Here is a 21,652-nt window from a genome sequence, read left to right on the forward strand (position 1 = left end):
GCGGCTCGGCGGTCATCCGGTCAAGCCGGTGCGAATTGCCCTACCGTGCGCCGCGTGGGCGCCGTTAGCATGAGCCATGCACCTGACCTTGCACCGACATGGCGACTCGCAGGGGACCGCGGCGACAAGCGTCGAGGTCCACCTGGCCTGGCCCGCCCCCGGAAAGCTCGCCTTGACCTACGTCGTCTCGGGCGACATCGCGTCCCTGAAGCTGCCCGCCCCGGCGGCCAGCGGCCGCACTGATGAACTCTGGCGACACACCTGCCTGGAGGCCTTTGTCGGCGCGGCGAACGGCGCGGGCTACTACGAGTTCAACCTCTCGCCCTCCACCCAGTGGGCGGCCTATGGGTTCAGCGGCTACCGCGAGGGAATGACCCCAGTCGAGCCGTTCGACGATCCCGGGGTTTCTGTCGAGCCCGAGGCTGACCGGTTCGTCCAGCGCGCCACCCTGAACCTGAGCGATCTACCCGGACTGCACCCCGACGCCGACTGGCGTCTTGCTCTCACGGCGGTGATCGAGCAGAGGGACGGCCTCAAGTCATACTGGGCCCTGGCCCACCCGGCCGGGCGACCGGACTTCCACCACGCCGACAGCTTTTCCCAGATCCTCACGCCAGCAGAGCGCGCATGAAATTTGGCCTCGATCGACTTCTCGCCGAACCTGAGCTGCGGGCGCCCCTGAGGGGCCGCCGCGTTGGTCTGGTGGCGCACCCGGCCTCGGTGACCCAGGACCTGACCCACGCCCTGGACGCCCTGGCCGCCTGTGAGGAGATTGAGTTGTCCTCGGCCTTCGGGCCGCAGCACGGCCTGAGGGGCGACAAGCAGGACAACATGGTGGAGAGCCCGGACTTTGATGACCCGGTGCTCGGCATCCCGGTCTTCAGCCTCTATGGCGAGGTGCGCCGGCCCACCGGTCAGATGATGAGCACCTTCGACGTGGTGCTGATCGACCTGCAGGACCTGGGCTGCCGCATCTACACCTTCGTCACCACGCTACTCTACATGCTCGAGGCCGCCGCGGCGCAGGGCAAGGAGGTCTGGGTGCTAGATCGCCCTAACCCCGCCGGCCGCCCCGTCGAGGGCCTGACCCTGAGGCCCGGCTGGGAAAGCTTCGTCGGCGCCGGGGCCATGCCCATGCGCCACGGCCTGACCCTGGGCGAGCTGGGCCACTGGTTCATCAAGACCTTCGACCTCGACGTGAAGTACCGGGTGATCGAGATGGAGGGCTGGAAGCCGGACGCGGCGCCTGGCCACGGCTGGCCGCTGGGTGAGCGCGCCTGGGTCAATCCCAGCCCCAACGCGCCCAACCTCTGGATGGCGCGCGCCTACGCCGGCACGGTGATGCTGGAAGGCGCGACCCTATCAGAGGGCCGTGGCACCACCCGCCCCTTGGAGCTGTTCGGCGCGCCAGACATCGACGCCCGCGCCCTGCTGGAAGAAATGAAGGCCTTCGCGCCCCAGTGGCTGGCGGGCTGCGTGCTGCGGGAGTGCTGGTTCGAGCCGACCTTCCACAAGCATGTGGGAAAGCTCTGCAACGGGCTGCAGATTCACACTGAGGGGCCAGCCTATGACCACGAGGCCTTCAAGCCTTGGCGGGTCCAGGCCCTGGCCTTCAAGGCGATCCGGCGGCTCTATCCCGACTATCCGCTGTGGCGCGATTTCCCATACGAGTACGAGCTCGGAAAGCTGGCTATCGACGTGATCAACGGCGGGCCGTTGCTGCGGGAATGGGTTGACAACCCGGCCTCGACGCCTGGCGACCTTGACGCCATCACAGTCCCTGATGAGCAGGCCTGGCTGATCGAGCGCCGGCCGCACCTGCTCTATTAGAGAAGCTAGATCGGGTCGGCTTCGATCCGCTTGTCGAGATAGGTCCCGACGCGCTGTTCAACGTCGGGCAGGTTCTCGGCCCAGAAGTGGGTCGCGCCCTCGATCACCTCGTGGTCGATGACGATGCCCTTCTGGGTGCGCAGCTTGGAGACCACGCGCTCGACTTCAATCGGTGGCACCACGGTGTCGGCCCCACCGTGCAGGATCAGGCCCGAGGCCGGGCAGGGGGCCAGGAAGCTGAAGTCGTACATGTTGGTGGGCGGCGAGACGGAGATGAAGCCGTCCGTTTCCGGCCGACGCATCAGCAGCTGCATGCCGACCCAGGCGCCGAAGGAATAGCCGGCCACCCAGCACTGGGAGGCCGCCGGGTTGGTGGTCTGCAGCCAGTCCAAGGCGGTGGCAGCGTCGGCCAGTTCGCCGATGCCGCTGTCGAACTCGCCCTGGCTGCGGCCGACGCCGCGGAAGTTGAAGCGCAGGGTGGAGAAGCCGCGCTTCATGAACAGGTGGAAGAGCTGAACCGCCACCGGGTGGTTCATCTGACCGCCGGCGCGCGGGTGGGGGTGCAGGATCAGCGCGATCGGCGCCGTTTCACTCTTGCCCGCCGAATACCGGCCCTCAATGCGGCCGGCCGCGCCGGTCAGAACCACTTCAGGCATGCCATCCTCACGTCGAATAGTTGACTCACGCGCTTGGTCTTCCTAGATCACGCCCATCGGACGAGTTCCTGGGATATGGCCCCGCGCAAGGCGGCGGCTTTAACACAGGGGCCTTGTCAAACGCTCGAAAATTCGCAACCGGATTTCGCCCAACCATGCGCCTCAGCACCAAAGGCCGCTACGCCGTGATGGCCATGGCCGATCTCGCGCGCCGTCAGGGCTGCGGTGAGGAGGGCGAACGGGCCGTGTCCCTGGCCGAGATCGCGACGCGCCAGCAGATTTCACTGTCCTATCTCGAACAGCTCTTCGCCCGCCTGCGCCGCCGCGGCCTGGTGAAAAGCCTGCGTGGTCCCGGCGGCGGCTACCTGCTGGCCCGCACGGCCGAGACCACCAACATCGCCGACATCGTCATGGCCGTGGACGAACCCCTGCGCGCCACCCGCTGCTCCACCAAGGGCAAGGGTTGCATGCTGAAGGGCGAACGCTGCCTGACCCACGACCTGTGGGAAGAGATGGGCCGCCAGATCGAAGGCTACCTGGCCTCGGTCACCCTGGCCGACGTCGTCACAGGCCGCCTTGGCGCGGCGAGGCAGGCGGTATGAGCGGCGTCTATCTCGACTTCAACGCCACCGCTCCGGTGCGCCCCGAAGCGATCGCGGCGATGACGCGCGCCCTGGAAACCGGTGGCAACCCGTCCTCGATCCACGCCGCGGGTCGAGCCGCGCGCGCCATCGTCGAACAGGCCCGCGAGGAGGTCGCCGCCCTGATCGGCGGTCCAGCCTCCACCGTGGTCTTCACCGGCGGCGGCACCGAGGCCAACGCCCTCGCTGTCGAAAGTGCGGTGGCCACGGGATCCAAGCGCCTGATCATCAGCGCCATTGAGCACGAGAGCGTGGTGGAGACGGCCAAGGCAAGCGGGGCCGAGCTGGAGCTGCTACCCGTCGGGGCCGACGGTTTGGCCGATCTCGACTGGCTGAGGACCCGACTGGCGTCCTGGGCCGCCGCGGATGGCAAGCCCTTCGTGGCCCTGATGCTCGCCAACAATGAGACCGGGATTATCCAGCCGGTCGCCGAGGCTTCTGAGATCGTGCGCGCCGCGGAGGGGTGGCTCCATGTCGACGCCATTCAGGCCGCCGGCAAGATCGCCCTCGACAGCCGGGCCCTGGGCGCCGACACCCTGACCATCTCCGGGCACAAGTTCGGCGGACCTCAAGGCGTGGGCGCGCTCACCTTTGGCCCCCGCGCCACCCTGGTGCGCCGCCAGCATGGCGGCGGGCAGGAGCGGGGCCGCCGCGCGGGCACCGAGAATGTCGCGGGCATCGCGGGCCTGGGCGCCGCGGCCGCCGCCGCCCTGCGCGACCTGGAGACCTTCGCAGCCCAGGCCGCCCTTCGCGACCTCGCCGCCGCCTGCCTGGAGGCCGAGGGCGCCGTGGTCATCGCGCCGGACTCGCCGCGCCTGGCCAACACGCTGTGTGTCGCCAGCCCCGGCCATGCCTCGGACTTGCAGGTGATGGGCCTGGACTTGATGGGTGTCATGGTCAGCGCCGGCTCGGCCTGCTCTTCAGGCAAGGTGAAGGCCAGCGCCGTCCTCACCGCCATGGGGCTCACCGATCTGGCGCCCTACGCCATCCGGGTCAGCGGCGGCTGGGCCACCCGCGAAACCGACTGGGCCGCCTTCGTCGCGGCCTGGAGCGATGTTCATTCCCGACACGCGGCCCGTCGCCGCGCGCCGGCGGCTTAGGAGCTCCCACATGGCCGCCGTCAAGCAGACCATCGAACACGTTGAAAGCCTGGAGAAGTACCAGCACGGCTTCGTCACCGACATCGCCCAGGATTTCGCCCCCAAGGGCCTGAACGCCGACATCGTGCGCTTCATCTCGGCCAAGAAGGACGAGCCGGAATGGATGCTCGCCTGGCGCCTGGACGCCTTCGAGCGCTGGCTGGCCATGGACGAGCCCGAGTGGGCCAAGGTCCACTTCCCGCGCATCGACTATCAGGACAGCTACTATTACGCCGCCCCCTCGCAGAAGAAGGGTCCCGCGAGCCTGGATGAGGTCGATCCCGAGATCCTGGCCGTCTACGAAAAGCTGGGCATCCCCTTGAAAGAACAGGCCGTCCTGGCGGGCGTCGAAGGCGCGCCGCGCTACGCCGTGGACGCGGTGTTCGACAGCGTTTCGGTGGTCACCACCTTCAAGAAGGAGCTGGCCCAGGTCGGCGTGATCTTCTGCTCCATGAGCGAGGCGATCCGCGAGCATCCGGAGCTGGTGAAGAAGTACCTCGGCTCCGTCGTGCCGGTGTCCGACAACTACTATGCGTGCCTGAACGCCGCGGTCTTCTCCGACGGTAGCTTCGTCTATGTGCCGCCAGGCGTCCGCTGCCCCATGGAGTTGTCGACCTATTTCCGCATTAATGCGGAGAATTCCGGCCAGTTCGAACGCACCCTGATCATCGCCGACAAGGGCTCCTACGTCTCCTATCTGGAGGGCTGCACCGCCCCCATGCGCGACGAGAACCAGCTGCACGCCGCCGTGGTGGAGCTGGTCGTCATGGACGATGCGGAGATCAAGTATTCCACGGTCCAGAACTGGTATCCGGGTGATCCCGTCACCGGGAAGGGCGGCATCTACAACTTCGTCACCAAGCGCGCCGACTGCCGCGGCGATCGCTCCAAGGTGTCCTGGACCCAGGTCGAGACCGGTTCGGCCATCACCTGGAAGTACCCCTCCTGCATCCTGCGCGGTGAGGGCTCGGTGGGCGAATTCTATTCCATCGCCATCACCAATGGCCGTCAGCAGGCCGACACCGGCACCAAGATGATCCACCTGGGCGCCAACACCCGATCGCGCGTGATCTCCAAGGGGATCAGCGCCGGCAAGTCCTCCAATACCTACCGCGGCCTGGTCTCGGCCCACCCCAAGGCCAAGGGTGCGCGCAACTTCACCCAGTGCGACAGCCTGTTGATCGGCAAGACCTGCGCCGCCCACACCGTGCCCTATATCGAGGCTCGCAACGGAAGCTGCGTCTTCGAGCACGAGGCCACCACCACCAAGCTCTCGGAAGACCAGCTGTTCTACGCCATGCAGCGTGGCCTCTCCCAGGAAGAAGCTGTCCAGCTGCTGGTCAACGGCTTCGTCAAGGACGTGCTGCAGGAGCTGCCCATGGAGTTCGCGGTGGAAGCCCAGAAGCTCGTCGCCATCTCCCTCGAAGGGTCCGTCGGATGACCCTGCCCACTTCGGAACGGATCGCCGCCATGTCCTTCAGGCAAGTCTTTGACGCCGAGCGTCTGAAACGCGACGCCGAGCGCCGCGCGCGCGCGGACGCCGAGCGCGCCCGCCAGGAGGCCGACGAGGCCCGCTCCATCGAGCTCTATGAAATCCTGGCCGCCGACCCGGAATTTCTGGCCGAGAAGAAGCTGGTCCTGGAGCGTTCACGCTACACCGTGGGCCTCGAACACGCCGACTTCCGCCTGCGCGCCTATTTCGAGGACGCCCAGATCAACGTCACCGCCGCCGACAAGCGCTCGGCCACCACCACCGCGGCCCCCACCAAGCAGCAGTTCGTCGACAGCGTCGAACAGGCCCTGGACGTGCTGGCCCAATACCTGGCCGATGAGACCGCCTGATGCTGCATATCGAGAGCCTACGCGCCGAAGTGGACGGCAAGGAGATCCTCAAGGGCCTGTCGCTGGACGTGCCCGCGGGCGAGGTCCACGCCATCATGGGCCCCAACGGCGCCGGCAAGTCGACCCTCTCCTACGTGCTCACCGGTCGCTCGGGCTATGACGTCACCGGCGGAACCGCGACCCTGGACGGCGAGGACCTGCTGGCGCTCGACCCCAGCGAACGCGCGGCCAAGGGTGTCTTCCTGTCTTTCCAGTATCCGCTGGAGATCCCCGGCGTTCCGGCCCTGACCTTCATCCGCACGTCCATGAACGCCCAGCGCAAGGCGCGGGGCGAGGCCGAGATCTCTGCGCCTGCCTTCCTGAAGCTGGCTCGCGAACATGCCGCTGCGCTGAAGATCGACTTCGAGATGCTGAAGCGCGCGCTCAACGTCGGCTTCTCCGGCGGTGAGAAGAAGCGGATGGAGATCTTCCAGATGGCCATGCTGGCCCCGCGCTTCCTGATCCTGGACGAGACCGATTCCGGCCTCGACATCGACGCCCTGAAGATCGTGTCGGAAGGCGTCAACGCCATGCGCTCGCCCGACCGCGGCATGCTGGTGATCACCCACTATCAGCGCCTGCTGGACTACATCAAACCCGACAAGGTCCACGTCCTGGCCGGCGGCCGCATCGTCGCCACCGGTGGGCCTGACCTGGCGCTCGAGCTCGAGCGTGAAGGCTACGACAAGTATGCGAGGGCCGCTTGAGCCTTAGCGCCGCCCTGAAGTCCGGCGACGTCACCCTGCTGCCCGGCAAGCGTGACGAAGACTGGAAGTGGACCGACCTGCGCGGCCTGCTGCGGGTCCTGCCGGCGACTGCGCCGGCTCTGGACCTGGCGGGCTTGGCGGAAGGCCCCTTCGACGCCCTGGCCGATCAGCGACATGTGGTGGCCGGGGGGCATGAGAGCGTCGCCATCGACGTTCCGGCCGGCAGCGAGCGGGCCGTCGCCCTGCGGGTCCTGTCCCGCGACGGCGGGGCGCTCGCCGGCAAGGTTACGATCCACGTCGGCCCGGGCGCCAAGCTGCGGCTGCTGGAGAGCTACGAAGGCGACGCCAGCGCCTATGTCACCGACACCGCTATCATCTTCGTCCTGGAAGCGGGCGCAGCGGTCGAGCGCGTGGTCCTGGCCGCCGACGGCGCCGAGGGGGTCAATGTCAGCCAGGCCAAGGTCACCCTGTCGCCCGGCTCCGAGTACGGCCAGACGGTGATCACCAACGGCGCCCGCCGCCAGCGCATCGAAACCCAGGTCACCCATCCGGGGGCCGAGGCCAAGCTGCGCCTCGACGGGCTCTATCTGCTCGAAGACAAGCGCCACGCCGACCTGACCACCGTGGTCCTGCACCAGGGCGTCGACGGCGCCACCGACCAGTTCACTCGCGGCGTGGTCCGCGACCAGGCGCGCGGCATCTTCCAGGGCCGGATCGTGGTGGAGGAGGGCGCCGACCGCACCGAGGCCCGCATGCGCCACAACGCGCTGATCCTCTCGGATAAGGCCGAGATCGACGCCAAGCCTGAACTTCTGATCTTCGCCGATGACGTCCAATGCGCCCATGGCAACACCATCGGGGCCCTGGACGAGGAGGCGCTGTTCTACATGCGCCAGCGCGGCCTGCCCGAGGCCGAGGCCCGCGCCCTGCTGATCGAGGCCTTCGTTGGCGCCGTGGCCGACCGTATCGGGTTCGAGCCGGTGCGCGACATCGCCCGCGCCTGGGCTGCTGACCGGCTGAGGGCGTGAGCATGGCTTTCAACGCTGAAGCGATCCGCGCTGAGTTTCCGATCCTGGCGCGCCAGGTGAACGGCAAGCCACTTATCTATCTCGACAGCGCGGCCTCGGCCCAGAAGCCCCGCGCCGTGATCGACGCCATGGTCCACGCCATGGAGCACTCCTACTCCAACGTCCACCGTGGGCTCCACACGTTGGCCAATGAAACGACGGAAGCCTATGAAAAGGCCCGCCAAAGCGCCGCCGACTTCATCCACGCAGACCTGGCCGAGATCGTCTTCACCAAGGGTGGGACGGAAGCCATCAACCTTGTGGCTTCGGGCATTGGCGCGAGCCTGAAGGCCGGCGACGAGATCCTGCTCACGGAGATGGAGCACCACGCCAATATCGTGCCGTGGCACTTCCTGCGTGAACGCCAGGGCGTGGTTCTCAAGTTCATTCCGGTCCTGGACGACGGCCAGCTGGACATGGCCGCGATCCCCGACCTGCTGAGCGCCAAGACCCGGGTCGTGGCCCTGACCCACATGTCCAACGTCCTGGGCACAGTGAACCCTGTGGCCGAGATCATCGCCATGGCGCACGACGCCGGCGCCCTGGTGCTGCTGGACGGCTGTCAGGCCGTCGTCCACCAACCCATCGACGTGAAGGCCCTGGACGTCGACTTCTACGTCTTCTCCGGCCACAAGCTCTATGGCCCCACCGGCATCGGCATCCTCTATGGCAAGGCCGAGCGCCTCGCCGCCCTGCGTCCCTACCAAGGCGGGGGCGAGATGATCGCCTCCGTCGCCCTGGACGAGATCAGCTACGCCGACCCGCCGCACCGGTTCGAGGCCGGCACGCCGCCGATTCTGGAGGCCATCGGCCTGGGGGCGGCCATCGACTGGTTCGTCAAGCTGGATCGCGCCGCCATCGCCGACCACGAACACAAACTCTATGCCCGCGTCCGCGAAGGCCTGGCCGGCGCCAACTGGCTGAAGGTGATCGGCGAGGCTCCGGGCAAGGGCGCGATCCTGTCCTTCACCATCGACGGGGCGCACGCCCACGACGTCGCCCAGATCCTCGACCGCTACGGTGTCGCGGTGCGCGCCGGAACCCACTGCGCCGAACCCCTGATGCGGCGCTTTGGCGTCACCTCGAGCGCCCGGGCCTCCTTCGCCCTATATAATACGGAAGGGGAGGCCGACGCCTTTGTCGACGCCCTCAACCGTACCCAAGCCTTTTTCGCGTAGAGCCTGACCTCATGGACGACGCCACCCCCGTCTCGACCGCGCCGATCAGCCAGCATGAGCTGGACGTGATCACCGACCAGCTGATCGAGCAGCTGAAGACGGTGTTCGATCCGGAAATCCCAGTCGACATCTATGAGCTCGGCCTCATCTACAAGGTCGACGTCTCCGACAATAAGGACGTGGCCATCGACATGACGCTGACGGCTCCGGGCTGCCCGGTGGCCGGCGAAATGCCGGGCTGGGTGGAGGACGCGGTCAGGCAAATTCCCGGCATCGGCCAGGTGAAGGTGGATCTCGTCTTCGACCCGCCGTGGGATCCCTCGCGGATGTCCGACGAGGCGAAACTTTCATTGAACATGTTCTGACCCATATGGATGGCATGGCCGACCTCAACCTGACCCCCGCCGCCCCCCGTGTCCGCCGCCCGCGGCCAAAGGTCGTCACCCTGACCGACGCCGCGGCTGAACGCGTGCGTGAGATCATGGGCCGCGCCGAGGTCCCCTATGCGGGCCTGCGCGTCGGTGTGAAGAACGGCGGCTGCGCCGGGTCCGAATACATCATCGAATATGCCGAGGCCGCCGCGCCCCTGGACGAGGTGGTGGAGGACAAGGGCGTCACCATCCTCATCGATCCCAAGGCGGTGCTGTTCCTGATCGGCACCGAGATCGACTACGAAAAGACCAAGCTCTCGGCCAAGTTCACGTTCCGCAACCCGAATCAGACCGACGCCTGTGGCTGCGGTGAGAGCGTGACGATCGAACCGAGCAAGGCGCTGGACGCCTGAGCCCGCCGCCCGGTCCATAGGTGTTGCCTATCGATCATATCAGAACAATCGATTTTACCAATCCCTCTGAAAAGGCTCTCTAGGCGCATCGCACGTGATCGCCGCGCCGCATCCCGGCCGGCCATCCGACAAACGCCAGGGAGACAGAGATGGACAAGGTCGAAGACAACGCCCAGGGCCAGTGCCCTATGGGCCACGGGGGCAGCCGCCGCACCAACCGCGACTGGTGGCCCAAGAACCTCCGCCTGGAGGGCCTGAACCAGCACTCGCCGCGGTCCAATCCCCTGGGCGAGACCTTCGACTACGCGAAGGAGTTCGAGAGCCTCGACCTCGATGCGGTGATCGCCGACCTGCGCGCCCTGATGACCGACTCGCAGGAGTGGTGGCCGGCGGACTTCGGCCACTATGGCGGCCTGTTCATTCGGCTGGCCTGGCACAGCGCCGGCACCTATCGCGTCACCGACGGCCGGGGCGGCGCGGGTGGGGGGCAGCAGCGCTTCGCCCCCCTGAACAGCTGGCCCGACAACGCAAACCTCGACAAGGCGCGCCGCCTGCTGTGGCCGATCAAGCAGAAGTACGGGGCCAAGATCTCCTGGGCCGACCTCTATGTCCTGGTGGGTAATGTCGCCCTGGAGTCCATGGGCTTCAAGACCTTCGGCTTCGGCGGCGGCCGGGCCGACACCTGGGAGCCGGAAGAGCTGTTCTGGGGCCCTGAGGGCTCCTGGCTGGGGGACGAGCGCTACAGCGGCGAACGCCAGCTGCACACCGCCCTGGGCGCGGTGCAGATGGGCCTGATCTACGTCAATCCTGAGGGCCCCGGCGGCAATCCCGATCCGGTGGCCTCGGCCCGGGATATCCGCGACACCTTCGCCCGCATGGCCATGGACGACGAAGAGACCGTCGCCCTGATCGCCGGCGGCCACACCTTCGGCAAGACCCACGGCGCGGGCGATCCGTCCCTCCTGGGCCCGGAGCCGGAAGGCGGCGCGATCGAGGACCAGGGCCTTGGCTGGCGCAGCAGGCACGGGACGGGCTTCGGCGCCGACACGATCACCGGCGGGCCGGAAGTCACCTGGAGCCAGACACCGACGAAGTGGAGCAACCACTTCTTCGACAACCTCTTCAAGTTCGAGTGGGAGCTGACCAAGAGCCCGGCGGGCGCCCTGCAGTGGCAGGCCAAGAACGCGCCGGCCGATATTCCCGACGCCCACGATCCGGCCAAGCGGCATGTGCCCACCATGCTGACCTCCGATCTCGCCCTGCGGTTCGATCCTGAATACGAGAAGATCTCGCGCCGCTTCCATGCCAATCCGGACCAGTTCGCCGACGCGTTCGCACGCGCCTGGTTCAAGCTGACCCACCGAGACATGGGCCCGATCGGCCGCTACCTGGGCCCGCTCGTGCCGACCGAGACGCTGATCTGGCAGGACCCGGTCCCCGCCGTCGATCATCCGCTGATCGACGCTGCGGACATCGCGGGGCTGAAGACCAGAATCCTCGCCTCGGGCCTGCCGGTCTCCCAGCTGGTCTCGGCCGCCTGGGCCTCGGCCTCCACCTTCCGTGGCTCCGACAAGCGGGGCGGCGCCAATGGCGCCCGGGTCCGCCTGGCGCCGCAGAAGGACTGGGAGGTCAACGACCCGGCCAACCTGGGCCAGGTGCTGTCGACCCTGGAAGCCATCCAGGCCGACTTCAACGCCCAGGCCGTGGGCGGCAAAAAGGTCTCCCTGGCCGACCTGATCGTCCTGGCGGGCGGCGCGGCGGTGGAAAAGGCCGCCAGGGACGCCGGCACGCAGGTGGACGTACCCTTCACCCCCGGGCGAATGGATGCGTCAGCCGACCAGACCGACGCCGACTCCTTCGCCCCGCTCGAGCCCACCTCGGACGGCTTCCGCAACTACCGCCGCGGCGAGCAGTTCATGGCGCCTGAGGAAGCCTTGGTGGACCGCGCGCAGCTGCTGCGGCTCAGCACGCCGGAAATGACGGTCCTGGTGGGCGGCCTGCGGGTGCTGGGCGCAAATTCGGCTGGCTCTACGGCTGGTGTCTTCACCGACCGCCCGGGCCAGCTCACCACGGACTTCTTCGTCAACCTGCTGGACATGGGTGTGGAATGGGAGGCCGCGGGTTCTGACAACGCCTTCCAGGGCCGGGACCGTAGGACCAAGGCTCCCAAGTGGACGGCCACCCGCGTGGATCTGATCTTCGGCTCCCATGCGGAGCTGCGGGCCCAGGCGGAGGTCTATGCTTGCTCTGACTCTCAGACCAAGTTCGTCCGCGACTTTGTGGCGGCCTGGACCAAGGTCATGAACGCCGACCGCCTCGACCTGCACTGAGGTTCGGCTTGCGGCGGCGCCTGGACGGGCGCCGCCGCTTGACGACCCGTGCGGCCGCCTCTATCGGCAATGTCACGGTCCGCAGTTCACCGAGGCGTCGCCGCCCGCGAGGGTTTGCTAAACCTGCTCCAGACTTCATCGACTGACACATCTCACCGTGCCAGATCGGAAGGGCGATCACCGTTCATCCCCGGCACGCGAGGGATAGATCATGTCGAGAACCGTCATTCCGCTGCAGACGCAGGACGTCTCCAGCTTCGCCAAGGCTCTACGCGCCCAGTTGATGGCCCGCGCCGCGCCGCCCAGCCACGTCGAACTGCTGAATATGCTGGCCCGCGCCGTGGGCCGCCGCAATTTTCAGGATCTGAGGGCGCAAATGGATGAGACCGCTCCGCCACTGGCGTCCATGCCCAAGGAAACCGCTGACCTGGCCGTCGTGGAGCGGGTCGCGCGCTGCTTCGGTCCCGAGGGGCGCCTGACCCGCTGGCCCGCAAAACGCGGCGACCAGATCCTGGCCCTGTGGGTGCTGTGGTCCAAGCTGCCCGCTCGCGAGGAAGCCACCGAAAAGCAGATCAGCGATCAGCTCAAGACCCTGCACGACTTCGGCGACCACGCCCTGCTGCGGCGCGAACTGATCGAACTGGGTCTCTTCTCCCGCACCCCCGACTGCCGCGCCTACCGCCGCATCGAACAGGCCCCACCGGTGACGGCCGCGGCGCTGATCAGTCGGGTCCGGACCGCCTAGAGCATTTTCCGATAAGTGTGAAACGGTTATCGGATCGAAAAATGCTCTAGCGGCCGGTGAAGGCCGCCGGGCGCTTCTGAAGGAAGGCCAGAACCCCCTCGCGGGAGTCCTCGGTCCGGCCTGCGTGCTTCTGGGCGACGCGTTCGGCGTGGAGCTGATCGGACCACTCGGCGTCGAGGCTTTCCCAGACCAGCTTGCGGATGGAGCCGAGCGCCCAAGGGCCTGTGGCCAGGGCCGTGGCGAGCTCCATGGCCGTGGCCAGCAGGGCGTCATCGGGGACGCAGCGGTTGATCAGGCCCCAGTCGAGGGCGGTCTTGGCCGGCAGGCGCTCGCCCAGCAGGGCCATCTCCATGGCGCGCGCCTTGCCGATCAGGCGCGGCAGCAGGTAGGTCGAGCCTCCGTCCGGCACCAGGCCGATGCGGCGGAAGGCTTGCAGGAAGTAGGCGCTCTCCGCGGCCACGATGATGTCGCCCATCAGGGCCAGCGAGCAGCCCACCCCGGCGGCCACGCCGTTCACCGCTGTGACGATGGGGACCGGATAGTCCCGCAGGCCCTTCATGAAGGGGTTGTAGACGCTCTCCAGGGCCGCCCCGGCGTCGGGGCCCTCAGGATCGGGGGCAGGCGCCTGCGGGCCGCCACGCCCCGAAAGGTTGGCGCCGGAACAGAACCCGCGGCCCTCGCCGGTGAGCACCACGCAGCGGACTCCCGAACCCTCCTTGGCGAAGGCGTCGAAGACCTGCTGCAACTCGTCCATCAGGTCGAGGCCTGCGGCGTTCAGGGTTGCGGGATCGGCCATGGTGATCAGGCCGATGCCGTCCTGCACGGACGTCTTGAGCTTCGTATAGGCCATGGGTTCCTCCCGAGCGGCGTTGCGCGCGATCTAAGGGAGGATACCCTGGCGTCAGCCTAGGGGAAAAGCGCCGTCGGTGGGCCTAGGCGGCGGCGGCGATGGTCTCGGCCCGGCTGACCCGATTGCGGCCACTGCGCTTGGAGGCGTAGAGGGCCCGGTCCGCGCGCTCCATGAAGTTGTGGGCGCTCTCGTGGGGCATACGTTCGGCGAGGCCCGCCGAGACGGTGATGGTGCCCAGGTCCTCGTTGGTCGACCGGCGCTTCAGCATGCGCGAGGACACCTCTTCGCGAATCTCCTCCAGGGTCGCGATGGCGATGTCGCCGCCTTCGCGCGGGAAGATCAGAGCGAACTCCTCGCCGCCGTAGCGGGCGGCGAAGCGGGGCGGCGCCCCACGGCCGCCGATGACGCTGGCCACATAGCGGATGACCTGGTCGCCGGTCTGGTGACCCCAGGTGTCGTTGAAGTTCTTGAAATGGTCGATGTCGATGACGGCGAGCGCCAGGGTCTCACCCTTGGCGTCGGCCTCGGCGCAGGCGCGCTCCAACTCTTCATCGAAGGCCTTGCGATTGGCCAGGTTGGTCAGGCCGTCGGTGGTGGCGTCGCGGCGCACCTGCTCCAGGTGTTCGCGCAGCCGGGCGACCTCGGCGGTGGAGTCGCTGAGGCGCTTCTCCAGCGACTTGTTTTCCTTCTGGACGCGCTTGGTGGCGACGGCGAGGGTGTCGATCATCGACTTGACCTCGGTGGCGTCGTCGCGTTCGCTCAGGCTCTTGGACGCGGTGGCCAGGGTCTGCCCGTAGGCGACGCTGGACTTCTGGGCGGTCTCGATGGCCTGGGAGACGCTGGCCAATTCCTTGGTCAGGGCGTCTCCGGCGTCACGGATCTGCTCGTTGAGGCGGGCCTTGGGCAGGTACACCGCCGCCAGCTCGTCGCTCAGAGTGTCGGTGAAGGCCTCGCCGGTGGAGATGATGCGGGTGATTTCCCTGGCCAGGTCGCCGTCAGGGTCACCGACGCAGTGGGTCCAGAGCTCGAAATTGACCGCGGTCGGCCAGATCTGGTGCTGTTCCATCGCCGACAGCGCCTTGCGCGCCAGGATATAGGCGTCCGGTCCACGCAGCTTGACTTCGATCCCAGCGCTCATGGCGGTCATCCCCGATCTTCGGCCCGCGCACGCCCCCCCGGCGCTGCGTTCCAATCTTAGGGATGGACCATATCCGACATAGCCAAACGAGCGGTTAAAACGCCGCCGTTATTCGAAACTTGTGTCGGCTATTCGTCACTCGGCGGGCGGGTGGGCGCGACCTTCAGGAAGGCCGGCATGTCGTTTCCGAAGCCCACAACCCGGTCGCCGTCGTCACGCTCCTCGCGGCGCGGACGATCGCGATCCCGCTCGCGGGACGGCCTGGCCTCGGAGGAGGCCGAGGCGCGCGGGCGGTCTTCACGCTCGCGGCGGGGTCGCTCGGTGCGTTCCGGCGCGACTTCCGCGCGCGGGGCGCGGTCGGGGCGATCCGAACGGGCGGGCCGCTCACTGCGCTCGCCACGCGGTTCACCTTGCGGCCGGGCTTCGCGCTCGGGACGCGCTTCACGCTCGGGGCGGGGTTCGCGCTCAGTCCGGGCTTCGGCGGGTTGGGCCGCAGCCTCGACGGGCGCGGCCTCGGCCTCGGGATTGGCCCGGCCACGATTGCGGCCACGGGCGCGGGGCGCGCGCTCAGCCTTGGCCTCCTCGGCCACGGCCACGGCCACGGGGGCGGGCTTGGGCGTGCGCACCGCGTCCGGGTCGGCGACGAAGGGTTCGAGGGAGGCCACCTCACCGTGCGGCGCCCGGGGACGCTCCCGGTCACGATCACGGTCGCCACGGCCCGACGAGCGTTCGCCGCCCCGGCCGCGGTCCCGGCCGCCACTGCGGCTGTCGCTGCGCTTCTCGTCCTTGATGGAGGCGAAATCGACGCCCTCAAGCACGATCTCTTCCGGCGCCTTGCCGATCAGCTTCAGCACCTTGTCGATGTTCTTCGCATCGGCCGGCGTGACGATCATATAGGTCTTGCCGAGCTTGCCGGCCCGGCCGGTGCGGCCGATGCGGTGCACATAGTCATCGGCATGGTGCGGCACGTCGTAGTTGAAGACGTGGCTGACGTCCGGCACGTCCAGGCCGCGCGCGGCGACGTCGGAGGCGCAGAGCAGCTTCAGCTCACCCTTGCGGAAAGCTTCCAGGGTGCGCATGCGGGTCGCCTGGTCCAGGTCGCCATGGATCGGCGCGGCGTCGAAGCCGTGCGTCTTCAAGGACTTGGCGACGATATCGACCTCGGACTTGCGGTTGCAGAAGACGATGCCGTTGCGCACGTCGTCGGCGCCGATCAGCATGCGCAGAGCGGTGCGCTTGGCCTTGGCGTCGGCGGTCGGCAGGCGGACCACGTACTGGGTGATGGTGTCGGCGGTCGTCGCCGGGCGGGTCGCCTCGATCCGCACGGGATCATTGAGGAACTGCTTGGTCAGCCGGGTGATCTCCGGCGGCATGGTGGCCGAGAAGAACAGCGTCTGCTTCTTGGCCGGGGTCAGTTTGAAGATGCGCTCGATGTCGGGGATGAAGCCCATGTCGAGCATGCGGTCGGCTTCGTCGACCACCAGGATCTGCACCCCGGTCATCAACAGCTTGCCGCGTTCGAAATGGTCCAGCAGGCGGCCCGGCGTGGCGATCAGGACGTCGACGCCCCGGTCCAGCTTGGCTTCCTGGTCGCCGAACGAGACGCCGCCGATCAGCAGGGCCCAGGAGAGCTTCTGCTTCTGGCCCTTGGCGTATTTCTCGAAGGACAGCGAAACCTGGTCGGCAAGTTCGCGGGTGGGGGCGATGACCAGGGCGCGCGGCATGCGCGCCTTGGACCGGCCGGCGGCCAGTCGATCGATCATCGGAAGGGTGAAGGCGGCGGTCTTGCCCGTGCCGGTCTGGGCGATCCCCAGGACGTCGCGGCCTTGGAGGGCGACGGGGATGGCCTCGGCCTGGATCGGCGTGGCGGTGGTGTAGCCGGTGTCGGCCACGGCCTGGAGCGTAGCGGGCGATAGGCCCAGTTCAGAAAATTCGGTCATCAGTTGCAATGTGGGCGGGAACGCGCCCGAAAAGGAGGCATGCGAAACCCGGGCGGCGCGGACGGCGATCGTTGCGCGCGGCGGAAGATAGGGGCTACCGCCTTCAAGTCAACGCGTTCCGCGCCTTGTGGTTCAGCTAGGGCCGTTTCGTCCGCCTCAGGTCCAGTCCAGATCCGCGGCCGCGAACTCGGCGTTCTCCTGGATGAAGCGGAAGCGCAGCTCCGGCTTGCGGCCCATCAACGCCTCCACCAGGTCCTCCACGGCCTCCTCGGAGCGGGGCAAGGTGACCCGGGCCAGGATCCGCTTCTTGGGATCCATGGTGGTTTCCTTCAGCTGGGCCGGCATCATTTCGCCCAGGCCCTTGAACCGGCCGATCTCGGGCTTCTTGCCCTTGAACTCGGTGGCCATCAGTTCCTCGCGGTGGGCGTCGTCGCGGGCATAGATGGTCTTGCCGCCATGGCTCATCCGGTAGAGCGGGGGGAGGGCGAGGTACAGCCGGCCCGAGCGGATCATGTCGGGCATGGTGCGATAGAAGAAGGTGATCAGCAGGCTTGCGATGTGGGCGCCGTCAACGTCGGCGTCGGTCATGATGACCACGCGCTCATAGCGCAGGTCCTCTTCCTTGAACCGCGAGCCGGCCTGGACGCCGAGCGCCAGCATCAGGTCCGACAACTCCTTGTTGGCGCCCATCTTGTCCAGGGTGGCCGAGGCGACATTCAGGATCTTGCCGCGCAGTGGCAGGATGGCCTGGGTGCGGCGGTCGCGGGCCTGCTTGGCCGAGCCGCCGGCGCTGTCGCCCTCGACCAGGAAGATCTCGGCGCCGTCGATGGCGTTGGCCGAGCAGTCCGCCAGCTTGCCCGGAAGCCGCAGCTTGCGGGTGGCCGAGGCCCGCGCCACGTCCTTGTCGCGTCGGCGCTTCAGTCGTTCCTCAGCCCGCTCGACCACGAACTCAAGCAAGGCGCTGGCGGCCTTCGGCTGGGCGGTCAGCCAGTGGTCGAAGGGATCGCGCAGGGCGTTTTCCACCAGGCGCTGGGCGTCGCTGGAGGACAGGCGCTCCTTCGTCTGGCCCTGGAATTCCGGGTTGGCGACAAACACGCTGACCATGGCGCCGGCCTGGGAGACCACGTCATCGGCGGTGATGATCCCGCCGCGCTTCTCCCCGGTCAGTTCGGCATAGGCCTTCAGGCCACGGGTCAGGGCCGCGCGCAGGCCCGCCTCGTGGGTGCCGCCCTCCGGGGTCGGCACGGTGTTGCAGTAGGACTGCATGAAGCTGTCGGCCTCGCCGAACCCGGCCGGGGTCCAGGTCACCGCCCACTCGACCTTGCCGGCCTCGCCCTTGCGCTCATAGCGTCCGGCGAAGGGCTCGGGGGTGACGGTCTCGACGCCCTTGACCCGCTCAGCCAGGAAATCGGCCAGCCCGTTGGGGAAGCGGAACGTCGCCTCGGCGGGGGTCTGGTCCTGGATGCGCGACGGATCGCATTTCCAGCGAATCTCGACCCCGGCGAACAGATAGGCCTTGGACCGGGCCATGCGGTAGAGGCGCGCGGGCTTGAACGCCACGCCGTCGCCGAAGATCACCGGGTCCGGCGCGAAGCTGATGGAGGTGCCGTGTTTCTTGGTGGCGCCCAGCTTCTCGATGCCGCCGATCGCCTTGCCGCGGGTGAAGGCCTGGCGCCACTCGAACCCGTCCTTGAAGGCCGTGACCTCGACGCGCTCGGACAGGGCGTTGACCACCGAGATGCCGACGCCGTGCAGGCCGCCTGAGGTCTCATAGGCCTTGCCGGAGAATTTCCCGCCCGAGTGCAGGACGGTCATGATCACTTCCAGGGCCGACTTGCCCGGATGCTTGGGGTGCGGGTCCACGGGAATGCCGCGGCCGTCGTCCTTCACCGTCAGTGTGCCGTCGGCGTCGAGGATCACCTCGATGATCTTGGCGTGGCCGGCGACGGCCTCGTCCATGGAGTTGTCCAGCACCTCGGCGAACAGGTGGTGCAGGGCGCGCTCGTCGGTGCCGCCGATATACATGCCAGGGCGCTTGCGGACGGGCTCCAGGCCCTCGAGCACCTCGATGTCCTTGGCCGAATAGCCGCCGGTGATCGCCGGATCGGGGCGCGGCTCATGGCTCTCGGCCAACGGCGCGGCCGGGGCGGGGTTGAGTGCGTCGTCGAAGAGGGAAGCCTGGGGAACGGGCTTAGTGGACATGGTTCGGAAACTGGATCGATTCGATGGGGCCTCGGTATGAATCGCCCCACCGGCTAAAGCAATGGACGCGCCGCGTTGACGCACCAAGCCTGGGGACAAGCTGATGACGAGCCAACAGGCGCCTTTGCGCATCGGCGTCCTCGGGGCGGCCAAGATCGCGCCCAGCGCCATGATCCTGCCGGCCAAGGCGACGGGGGTCGCCACCGTGGTGGCCGTCGCCGCCCGAGATCCGGCCCGGGCGCGCGCCTTCGCCGAGTTGTACGGCGTTCCCGAGGTGTCGGAGACCTATGAGGACCTGATCGCCCGACCCGACATCGATGCGGTCTACAACGCCCTGACGCCCTCGCGGCACGCCGACCTCTCCATCGCCGCGCTCCAGGCGGGCAAGCATGTACTGTGCGAGAAGCCCCTTGCGATGAACGCCGGCGAGGCTCGCGCTATGGTCGCGGCGGCCGAGGCGAGCGGCCGGGTGCTGATGGAGGCCTTCCACTATCGCTACCACCCACTGTTCGCCCGGGTGCTGGAGATCATCGGCTCCGGCGAGCTGGGAGAGGTGCGCGACCTGGCCGCCCTGTTCCAGACCAACCTCGTCGATGACGGAACCGAGATCCGCTACGAGCGCGACCTTGGCGGCGGCTCGCTGATGGATATCGGAACCTACCCCCTGCACTGGGTGCGAACGGCGGCCTGGGCCGAGCCGACAGTGGTGCGGGCGAGCGGCGTCTTTGGTCGCGGCGGTGTTGATCATTCGACGCAAGCCGAACTCCTGTTTCCGGGCGGCGCCACCGCCAGGATCAGCGGCTCGATGGTGGAAGAGACGCCGATGGCCAGCCTTGAGGTCACAGGAACCTTGGGCTCCCTGAAGGCGTTCAATCCGCTGGCGCCCCAGATGGGCCACCTGTTGGAGGTGAGCATCGCTGGGGCAGAACCGCGCCGCGAGACCTTCAGCCGTGAGCCGACCTATGACTTCCAGCTCCGCGCCTTTGTCGACGCCGTGCGCGGCGGTCCTGCGCCCCTGACGTCCGGCAGGGACTCCATTGCCCAGATGGTGCTGCTCGACGCCGTCAGCGCGGCGAGTCGCCTCTAGGTTCGGCCCGCACAAGGGCCGCCGTCCGGCTCAGCCAGTCCACCGGATCGGCGGCGTGATAGGGGTGCTCAGCGGGTTCGATGTTGTCGAGGAAACCGCGATAGATCACCGCCTGCCGGGCCGCCGCAATGGGGGCCAGCAGGGTCAGCGCCCTGGCCGGGTCAGAACCGGGGACGGCCTCCCGCCAGTGGGCGAGCCACACCGCCCGCACGGCTTCGAGAGCCTCGGCCGGCACGCGGTCCAGGAAGGCCGAGCTGTCCAGCAGGGGATGACCCACCCCGCTGTCGCCCCAGTCCATCAACGCCAGATGCTCACCATCGCCCCGCAGGTTGCCGGGATGGAAGTCGCCGTGCACCAGGGTGTCGGGCAGGCCGCAGGCCGCCAGGTCGGCAAACCGCCGAGGCAGGTCGGCGATGAAGGCGGTGAGCGCCCCGCGGTTCTTGGTGGAGAGCTCCGGCGCCGTGCGCTCAAAGACTTCGGTGATGGCGGCGGTCAGGGCCGGGCCGCGCCAGTCGGGCAGGCCGCAAGCGAACAGCTCCGCCTCGCGGCCGATCCACTTGGCCTGGATGCCCACCAGCAGGTCCACCATGGCGAAGAGCTGATCCGTCTCGGCCTCGAACAGGTCCGCGCCCGGCAGTTCGGCCATCAGGAAGCGGCCATCGCCATGGCCGAGCAAGGTCGGGACCGCCTCGCCCGCCAGGGCTTCGATCAGCGGCGCCTCGTGGGCGAAGAAGGGCGGGATGGCCTTCAGCCAGACCGTCTGTCCCTGCACCGGGATGGCCCACAGACTGGACAGGTTCCAGGTCCGCACCTGGCGCGGCGGACCGGCGGGCGTCAGCCCCTTCTCGGCGAGGATGGTGTTGGCCCAGGCGAGGTCGGCCGAGGGTCCGCCGAGCTTGGCGTAGCTGTTGCGCAGGGGTTGGTCGTCCAACTCACCATCCCACGGCTCGGCGGCGGCGACCGGCTCGGAGACTTCGGCGAGATAGGTGACCTTCACCGACTTCGGATTGGGTGCGATCTCCAGCACCCGCAGGACGATCACCTCGACCCCGTGGGCCTCGCGCACGGCCGCGATCACCGGGGCGACGTCCTGCCACCACGGCGTGGGGACGGGCAGAGCGGGGAGGGCGCCGACCGGGGCGCCGTCCGGGGTGACGAGGACGACACGCGCGAAGCGGGGCGGGGGGCTCACGTCTCCGTGGTGTCGCGGAAATAGGGCTCCACCGGACCCTGCAGCTTGACCGTCATGGCGTTCCCCTTGCGGTCGACCGTGGCGCCGACCGACAGTCGCACCCAGCCCTCGCTGACGCAGTACTCGTCGACATTGGTCTTCTCGACGCCCTTGAAGCGCACGCCGACGCCGCGCTCGAGACAGGCGGCGTCGTAATAGGGGCTGTTGGGGCTGATCGCGAGGCGGTCGGGGGGCGTGTCGGACATGTCTGGGCCTTGAGGAACGGTTGGGCCTTGCGGCCCTTGG

At 68.0% G+C, this 21,652-nt stretch carries 20 protein-coding genes and 1 pseudogene; 14 read left to right on the forward strand and 7 right to left on the reverse strand.

Annotated features, from left to right (window positions below):
* The first annotated feature begins 76 nt into the window (after nucleotides 1–76).
* On the forward strand, nucleotides 77–631 hold the full coding sequence (locus tag OCL97_RS00210) for a DOMON-like domain-containing protein (RefSeq protein WP_377366568.1): 555 nt from the start codon (nucleotides 77–79) through the stop codon (nucleotides 629–631).
* Nucleotides 628–1,830 carry an exo-beta-N-acetylmuramidase NamZ family protein gene (locus OCL97_RS00215; protein ID WP_377366570.1) on the forward strand — a complete coding sequence of 401 codons (1,203 nt, stop codon included), beginning with the start codon at nucleotides 628–630 and terminating at the stop codon, nucleotides 1,828–1,830. Before OCL97_RS00210 ends, OCL97_RS00215 begins: the two co-directional genes overlap by 4 nt.
* 5 nt (nucleotides 1,831–1,835) lie before the next feature.
* Here OCL97_RS00215 and OCL97_RS00220 read toward each other — a convergent pair whose 3' ends face one another.
* Entirely contained in the window at nucleotides 1,836–2,486 is a 651-nt protein-coding gene (locus OCL97_RS00220; protein ID WP_304779986.1) for an alpha/beta hydrolase, read from the reverse strand.
* A 155-nt stretch (nucleotides 2,487–2,641) separates the two neighbouring features.
* On the opposite strand from OCL97_RS00220, the gene OCL97_RS00225 reads away from it, so the two are divergent.
* The 11 genes from OCL97_RS00225 (at nucleotide 2,642) to OCL97_RS00275 (ending at nucleotide 12,958) form a co-directional block, all read left to right on the forward strand.
* Complete coding sequence (locus OCL97_RS00225; protein WP_377366572.1) at nucleotides 2,642–3,088, forward strand: Rrf2 family transcriptional regulator; 447 nt, start codon at nucleotides 2,642–2,644, stop codon at nucleotides 3,086–3,088.
* Nucleotides 3,085–4,227, forward strand: coding sequence for a cysteine desulfurase family protein (locus OCL97_RS00230; protein WP_377366574.1), 1,143 nt, complete (start codon nucleotides 3,085–3,087; stop codon nucleotides 4,225–4,227). Before OCL97_RS00225 ends, OCL97_RS00230 begins: the two co-directional genes overlap by 4 nt.
* A gap of 10 nt (nucleotides 4,228–4,237) precedes the next feature.
* Nucleotides 4,238–5,707, forward strand: a complete 1,470-nt coding sequence (gene sufB / locus OCL97_RS00235) for a Fe-S cluster assembly protein SufB (RefSeq protein WP_304779996.1) — start codon at nucleotides 4,238–4,240, stop codon at nucleotides 5,705–5,707.
* A complete protein-coding gene (locus OCL97_RS00240) occupies nucleotides 5,704–6,108 on the forward strand; it encodes a hypothetical protein (protein WP_377366577.1) in 405 nt (134 codons plus the stop codon). Before sufB ends, OCL97_RS00240 begins: the two co-directional genes overlap by 4 nt.
* A complete protein-coding gene (sufC, locus tag OCL97_RS00245) occupies nucleotides 6,108–6,854 on the forward strand; it encodes a Fe-S cluster assembly ATPase SufC (protein WP_377366579.1) in 747 nt (248 codons plus the stop codon). The genes OCL97_RS00240 and sufC overlap by 1 nt, the downstream gene beginning before the upstream one ends.
* Nucleotides 6,851–7,882, forward strand: coding sequence for a Fe-S cluster assembly protein SufD (sufD, locus tag OCL97_RS00250; RefSeq protein ID WP_377366581.1), 1,032 nt, complete (start codon nucleotides 6,851–6,853; stop codon nucleotides 7,880–7,882). Before sufC ends, sufD begins: the two co-directional genes overlap by 4 nt.
* Before the next feature lie 2 nt (nucleotides 7,883–7,884).
* Nucleotides 7,885–9,099 carry a cysteine desulfurase gene (locus OCL97_RS00255; RefSeq protein ID WP_377366583.1) on the forward strand — a complete coding sequence of 405 codons (1,215 nt, stop codon included), beginning with the start codon at nucleotides 7,885–7,887 and terminating at the stop codon, nucleotides 9,097–9,099.
* An 11-nt stretch (nucleotides 9,100–9,110) separates the two neighbouring features.
* Complete coding sequence (locus OCL97_RS00260; RefSeq protein ID WP_304780012.1) at nucleotides 9,111–9,464, forward strand: SUF system Fe-S cluster assembly protein; 354 nt, start codon at nucleotides 9,111–9,113, stop codon at nucleotides 9,462–9,464.
* 14 nt (nucleotides 9,465–9,478) lie between these two features.
* Nucleotides 9,479–9,883: a HesB/IscA family protein gene (locus OCL97_RS00265; protein WP_377366585.1), complete on the forward strand. Its 405-nt coding sequence runs from the start codon at nucleotides 9,479–9,481 to the stop codon at nucleotides 9,881–9,883.
* 149 nt (nucleotides 9,884–10,032) lie between these two features.
* A complete protein-coding gene (katG, locus tag OCL97_RS00270) occupies nucleotides 10,033–12,213 on the forward strand; it encodes a catalase/peroxidase HPI (RefSeq protein ID WP_377366587.1) in 2,181 nt (726 codons plus the stop codon).
* Nucleotides 12,214–12,424: 211 nt separating this feature from the next.
* Nucleotides 12,425–12,958 (forward strand): DUF2087 domain-containing protein, encoded by a 534-nt coding sequence (locus OCL97_RS00275; RefSeq protein WP_377366589.1) that lies wholly within the window; start codon nucleotides 12,425–12,427, stop codon nucleotides 12,956–12,958.
* A gap of 46 nt (nucleotides 12,959–13,004) precedes the next feature.
* Here OCL97_RS00275 and OCL97_RS00280 read toward each other — a convergent pair whose 3' ends face one another.
* The 4 genes and pseudogenes from OCL97_RS00280 to parE all read right to left on the reverse strand — a co-directional run bounded on the left by OCL97_RS00280 (nucleotide 13,005) and on the right by parE (nucleotide 19,088).
* On the reverse strand, nucleotides 13,005–13,808 hold the full coding sequence (locus tag OCL97_RS00280) for an enoyl-CoA hydratase/isomerase (protein WP_377366591.1): 804 nt from the start codon (nucleotides 13,806–13,808) through the stop codon (nucleotides 13,005–13,007).
* An 82-nt stretch (nucleotides 13,809–13,890) separates the two neighbouring features.
* Nucleotides 13,891–14,946 carry a GGDEF domain-containing protein gene (locus tag OCL97_RS00285; RefSeq protein WP_377366593.1) on the reverse strand — a complete coding sequence of 352 codons (1,056 nt, stop codon included), beginning with the start codon at nucleotides 14,944–14,946 and terminating at the stop codon, nucleotides 13,891–13,893.
* Between the two features lie 554 nt (nucleotides 14,947–15,500).
* Nucleotides 15,501–16,886, reverse strand: a pseudogene (locus OCL97_RS00290) (DEAD/DEAH box helicase); the annotation flags it as partial.
* 156 nt (nucleotides 16,887–17,042) lie between these two features.
* Complete coding sequence (gene parE / locus OCL97_RS00295; RefSeq protein ID WP_377366598.1) at nucleotides 17,043–19,088, reverse strand: DNA topoisomerase IV subunit B; 2,046 nt, start codon at nucleotides 19,086–19,088, stop codon at nucleotides 17,043–17,045.
* Between the two features lie 103 nt (nucleotides 19,089–19,191).
* Between parE and OCL97_RS00300 the strand changes: the two genes are divergently transcribed.
* A complete protein-coding gene (locus OCL97_RS00300) occupies nucleotides 19,192–20,175 on the forward strand; it encodes a Gfo/Idh/MocA family protein (RefSeq protein ID WP_377366600.1) in 984 nt (327 codons plus the stop codon).
* Here OCL97_RS00300 and OCL97_RS00305 read toward each other — a convergent pair.
* Nucleotides 20,153–21,367: a phosphotransferase family protein gene (locus OCL97_RS00305; protein ID WP_377366603.1), complete on the reverse strand. Its 1,215-nt coding sequence runs from the start codon at nucleotides 21,365–21,367 to the stop codon at nucleotides 20,153–20,155. The genes OCL97_RS00300 and OCL97_RS00305 overlap by 23 nt on opposite strands.
* Entirely contained in the window at nucleotides 21,364–21,612 is a 249-nt protein-coding gene (locus OCL97_RS00310) for a DUF3297 family protein (protein ID WP_377366605.1), read from the reverse strand. Before OCL97_RS00310 ends, OCL97_RS00305 begins: the two co-directional genes overlap by 4 nt.
* Between the last annotated feature and the right edge of the window lie 40 nt (nucleotides 21,613–21,652).

This window comes from Phenylobacterium ferrooxidans, from assembly GCF_042714595.1.
In the GTDB taxonomy this organism is placed as follows: Bacteria; Pseudomonadota; Alphaproteobacteria; order Caulobacterales; family Caulobacteraceae; genus Phenylobacterium; species Phenylobacterium ferrooxidans.

Excerpts from the sequence above, each read along its gene's own strand:
- OCL97_RS00230 (WP_377366574.1), top strand. The coding sequence starts at position 3,085 with ATGAGCGGCGTCTATCTCGACTTCAACGCCACCGCTCCGGTGCGCCCC.
- OCL97_RS00310 (WP_377366605.1), bottom strand. The coding sequence starts at position 21,612 with ATGTCCGACACGCCCCCCGACCGCCTCGCGATCAGCCCCAACAGCCCC.
- OCL97_RS00255 (WP_377366583.1), top strand. The coding sequence starts at position 7,885 with ATGGCTTTCAACGCTGAAGCGATCCGCGCTGAGTTTCCGATCCTGGCG.
- OCL97_RS00280 (WP_377366591.1), bottom strand. The coding sequence starts at position 13,808 with ATGGCCTATACGAAGCTCAAGACGTCCGTGCAGGACGGCATCGGCCTG.
- OCL97_RS00225 (WP_377366572.1), top strand. The coding sequence starts at position 2,642 with ATGCGCCTCAGCACCAAAGGCCGCTACGCCGTGATGGCCATGGCCGAT.
- OCL97_RS00240 (WP_377366577.1), top strand. The coding sequence starts at position 5,704 with ATGACCCTGCCCACTTCGGAACGGATCGCCGCCATGTCCTTCAGGCAA.
- OCL97_RS00265 (WP_377366585.1), top strand. The coding sequence starts at position 9,479 with ATGGCCGACCTCAACCTGACCCCCGCCGCCCCCCGTGTCCGCCGCCCG.
- OCL97_RS00300 (WP_377366600.1), top strand. The coding sequence starts at position 19,192 with ATGACGAGCCAACAGGCGCCTTTGCGCATCGGCGTCCTCGGGGCGGCC.
- OCL97_RS00275 (WP_377366589.1), top strand. The coding sequence starts at position 12,425 with ATGTCGAGAACCGTCATTCCGCTGCAGACGCAGGACGTCTCCAGCTTC.
- sufC (WP_377366579.1), top strand. The coding sequence starts at position 6,108 with ATGCTGCATATCGAGAGCCTACGCGCCGAAGTGGACGGCAAGGAGATC.
- sufB (WP_304779996.1), top strand. The coding sequence starts at position 4,238 with ATGGCCGCCGTCAAGCAGACCATCGAACACGTTGAAAGCCTGGAGAAG.
- OCL97_RS00210 (WP_377366568.1), top strand. The coding sequence starts at position 77 with ATGCACCTGACCTTGCACCGACATGGCGACTCGCAGGGGACCGCGGCG.
- katG (WP_377366587.1), top strand. The coding sequence starts at position 10,033 with ATGGACAAGGTCGAAGACAACGCCCAGGGCCAGTGCCCTATGGGCCAC.
- OCL97_RS00220 (WP_304779986.1), bottom strand. The coding sequence starts at position 2,486 with ATGCCTGAAGTGGTTCTGACCGGCGCGGCCGGCCGCATTGAGGGCCGG.
- OCL97_RS00215 (WP_377366570.1), top strand. The coding sequence starts at position 628 with ATGAAATTTGGCCTCGATCGACTTCTCGCCGAACCTGAGCTGCGGGCG.
- parE (WP_377366598.1), bottom strand. The coding sequence starts at position 19,088 with ATGTCCACTAAGCCCGTTCCCCAGGCTTCCCTCTTCGACGACGCACTC.
- OCL97_RS00260 (WP_304780012.1), top strand. The coding sequence starts at position 9,111 with ATGGACGACGCCACCCCCGTCTCGACCGCGCCGATCAGCCAGCATGAG.
- OCL97_RS00285 (WP_377366593.1), bottom strand. The coding sequence starts at position 14,946 with ATGAGCGCTGGGATCGAAGTCAAGCTGCGTGGACCGGACGCCTATATC.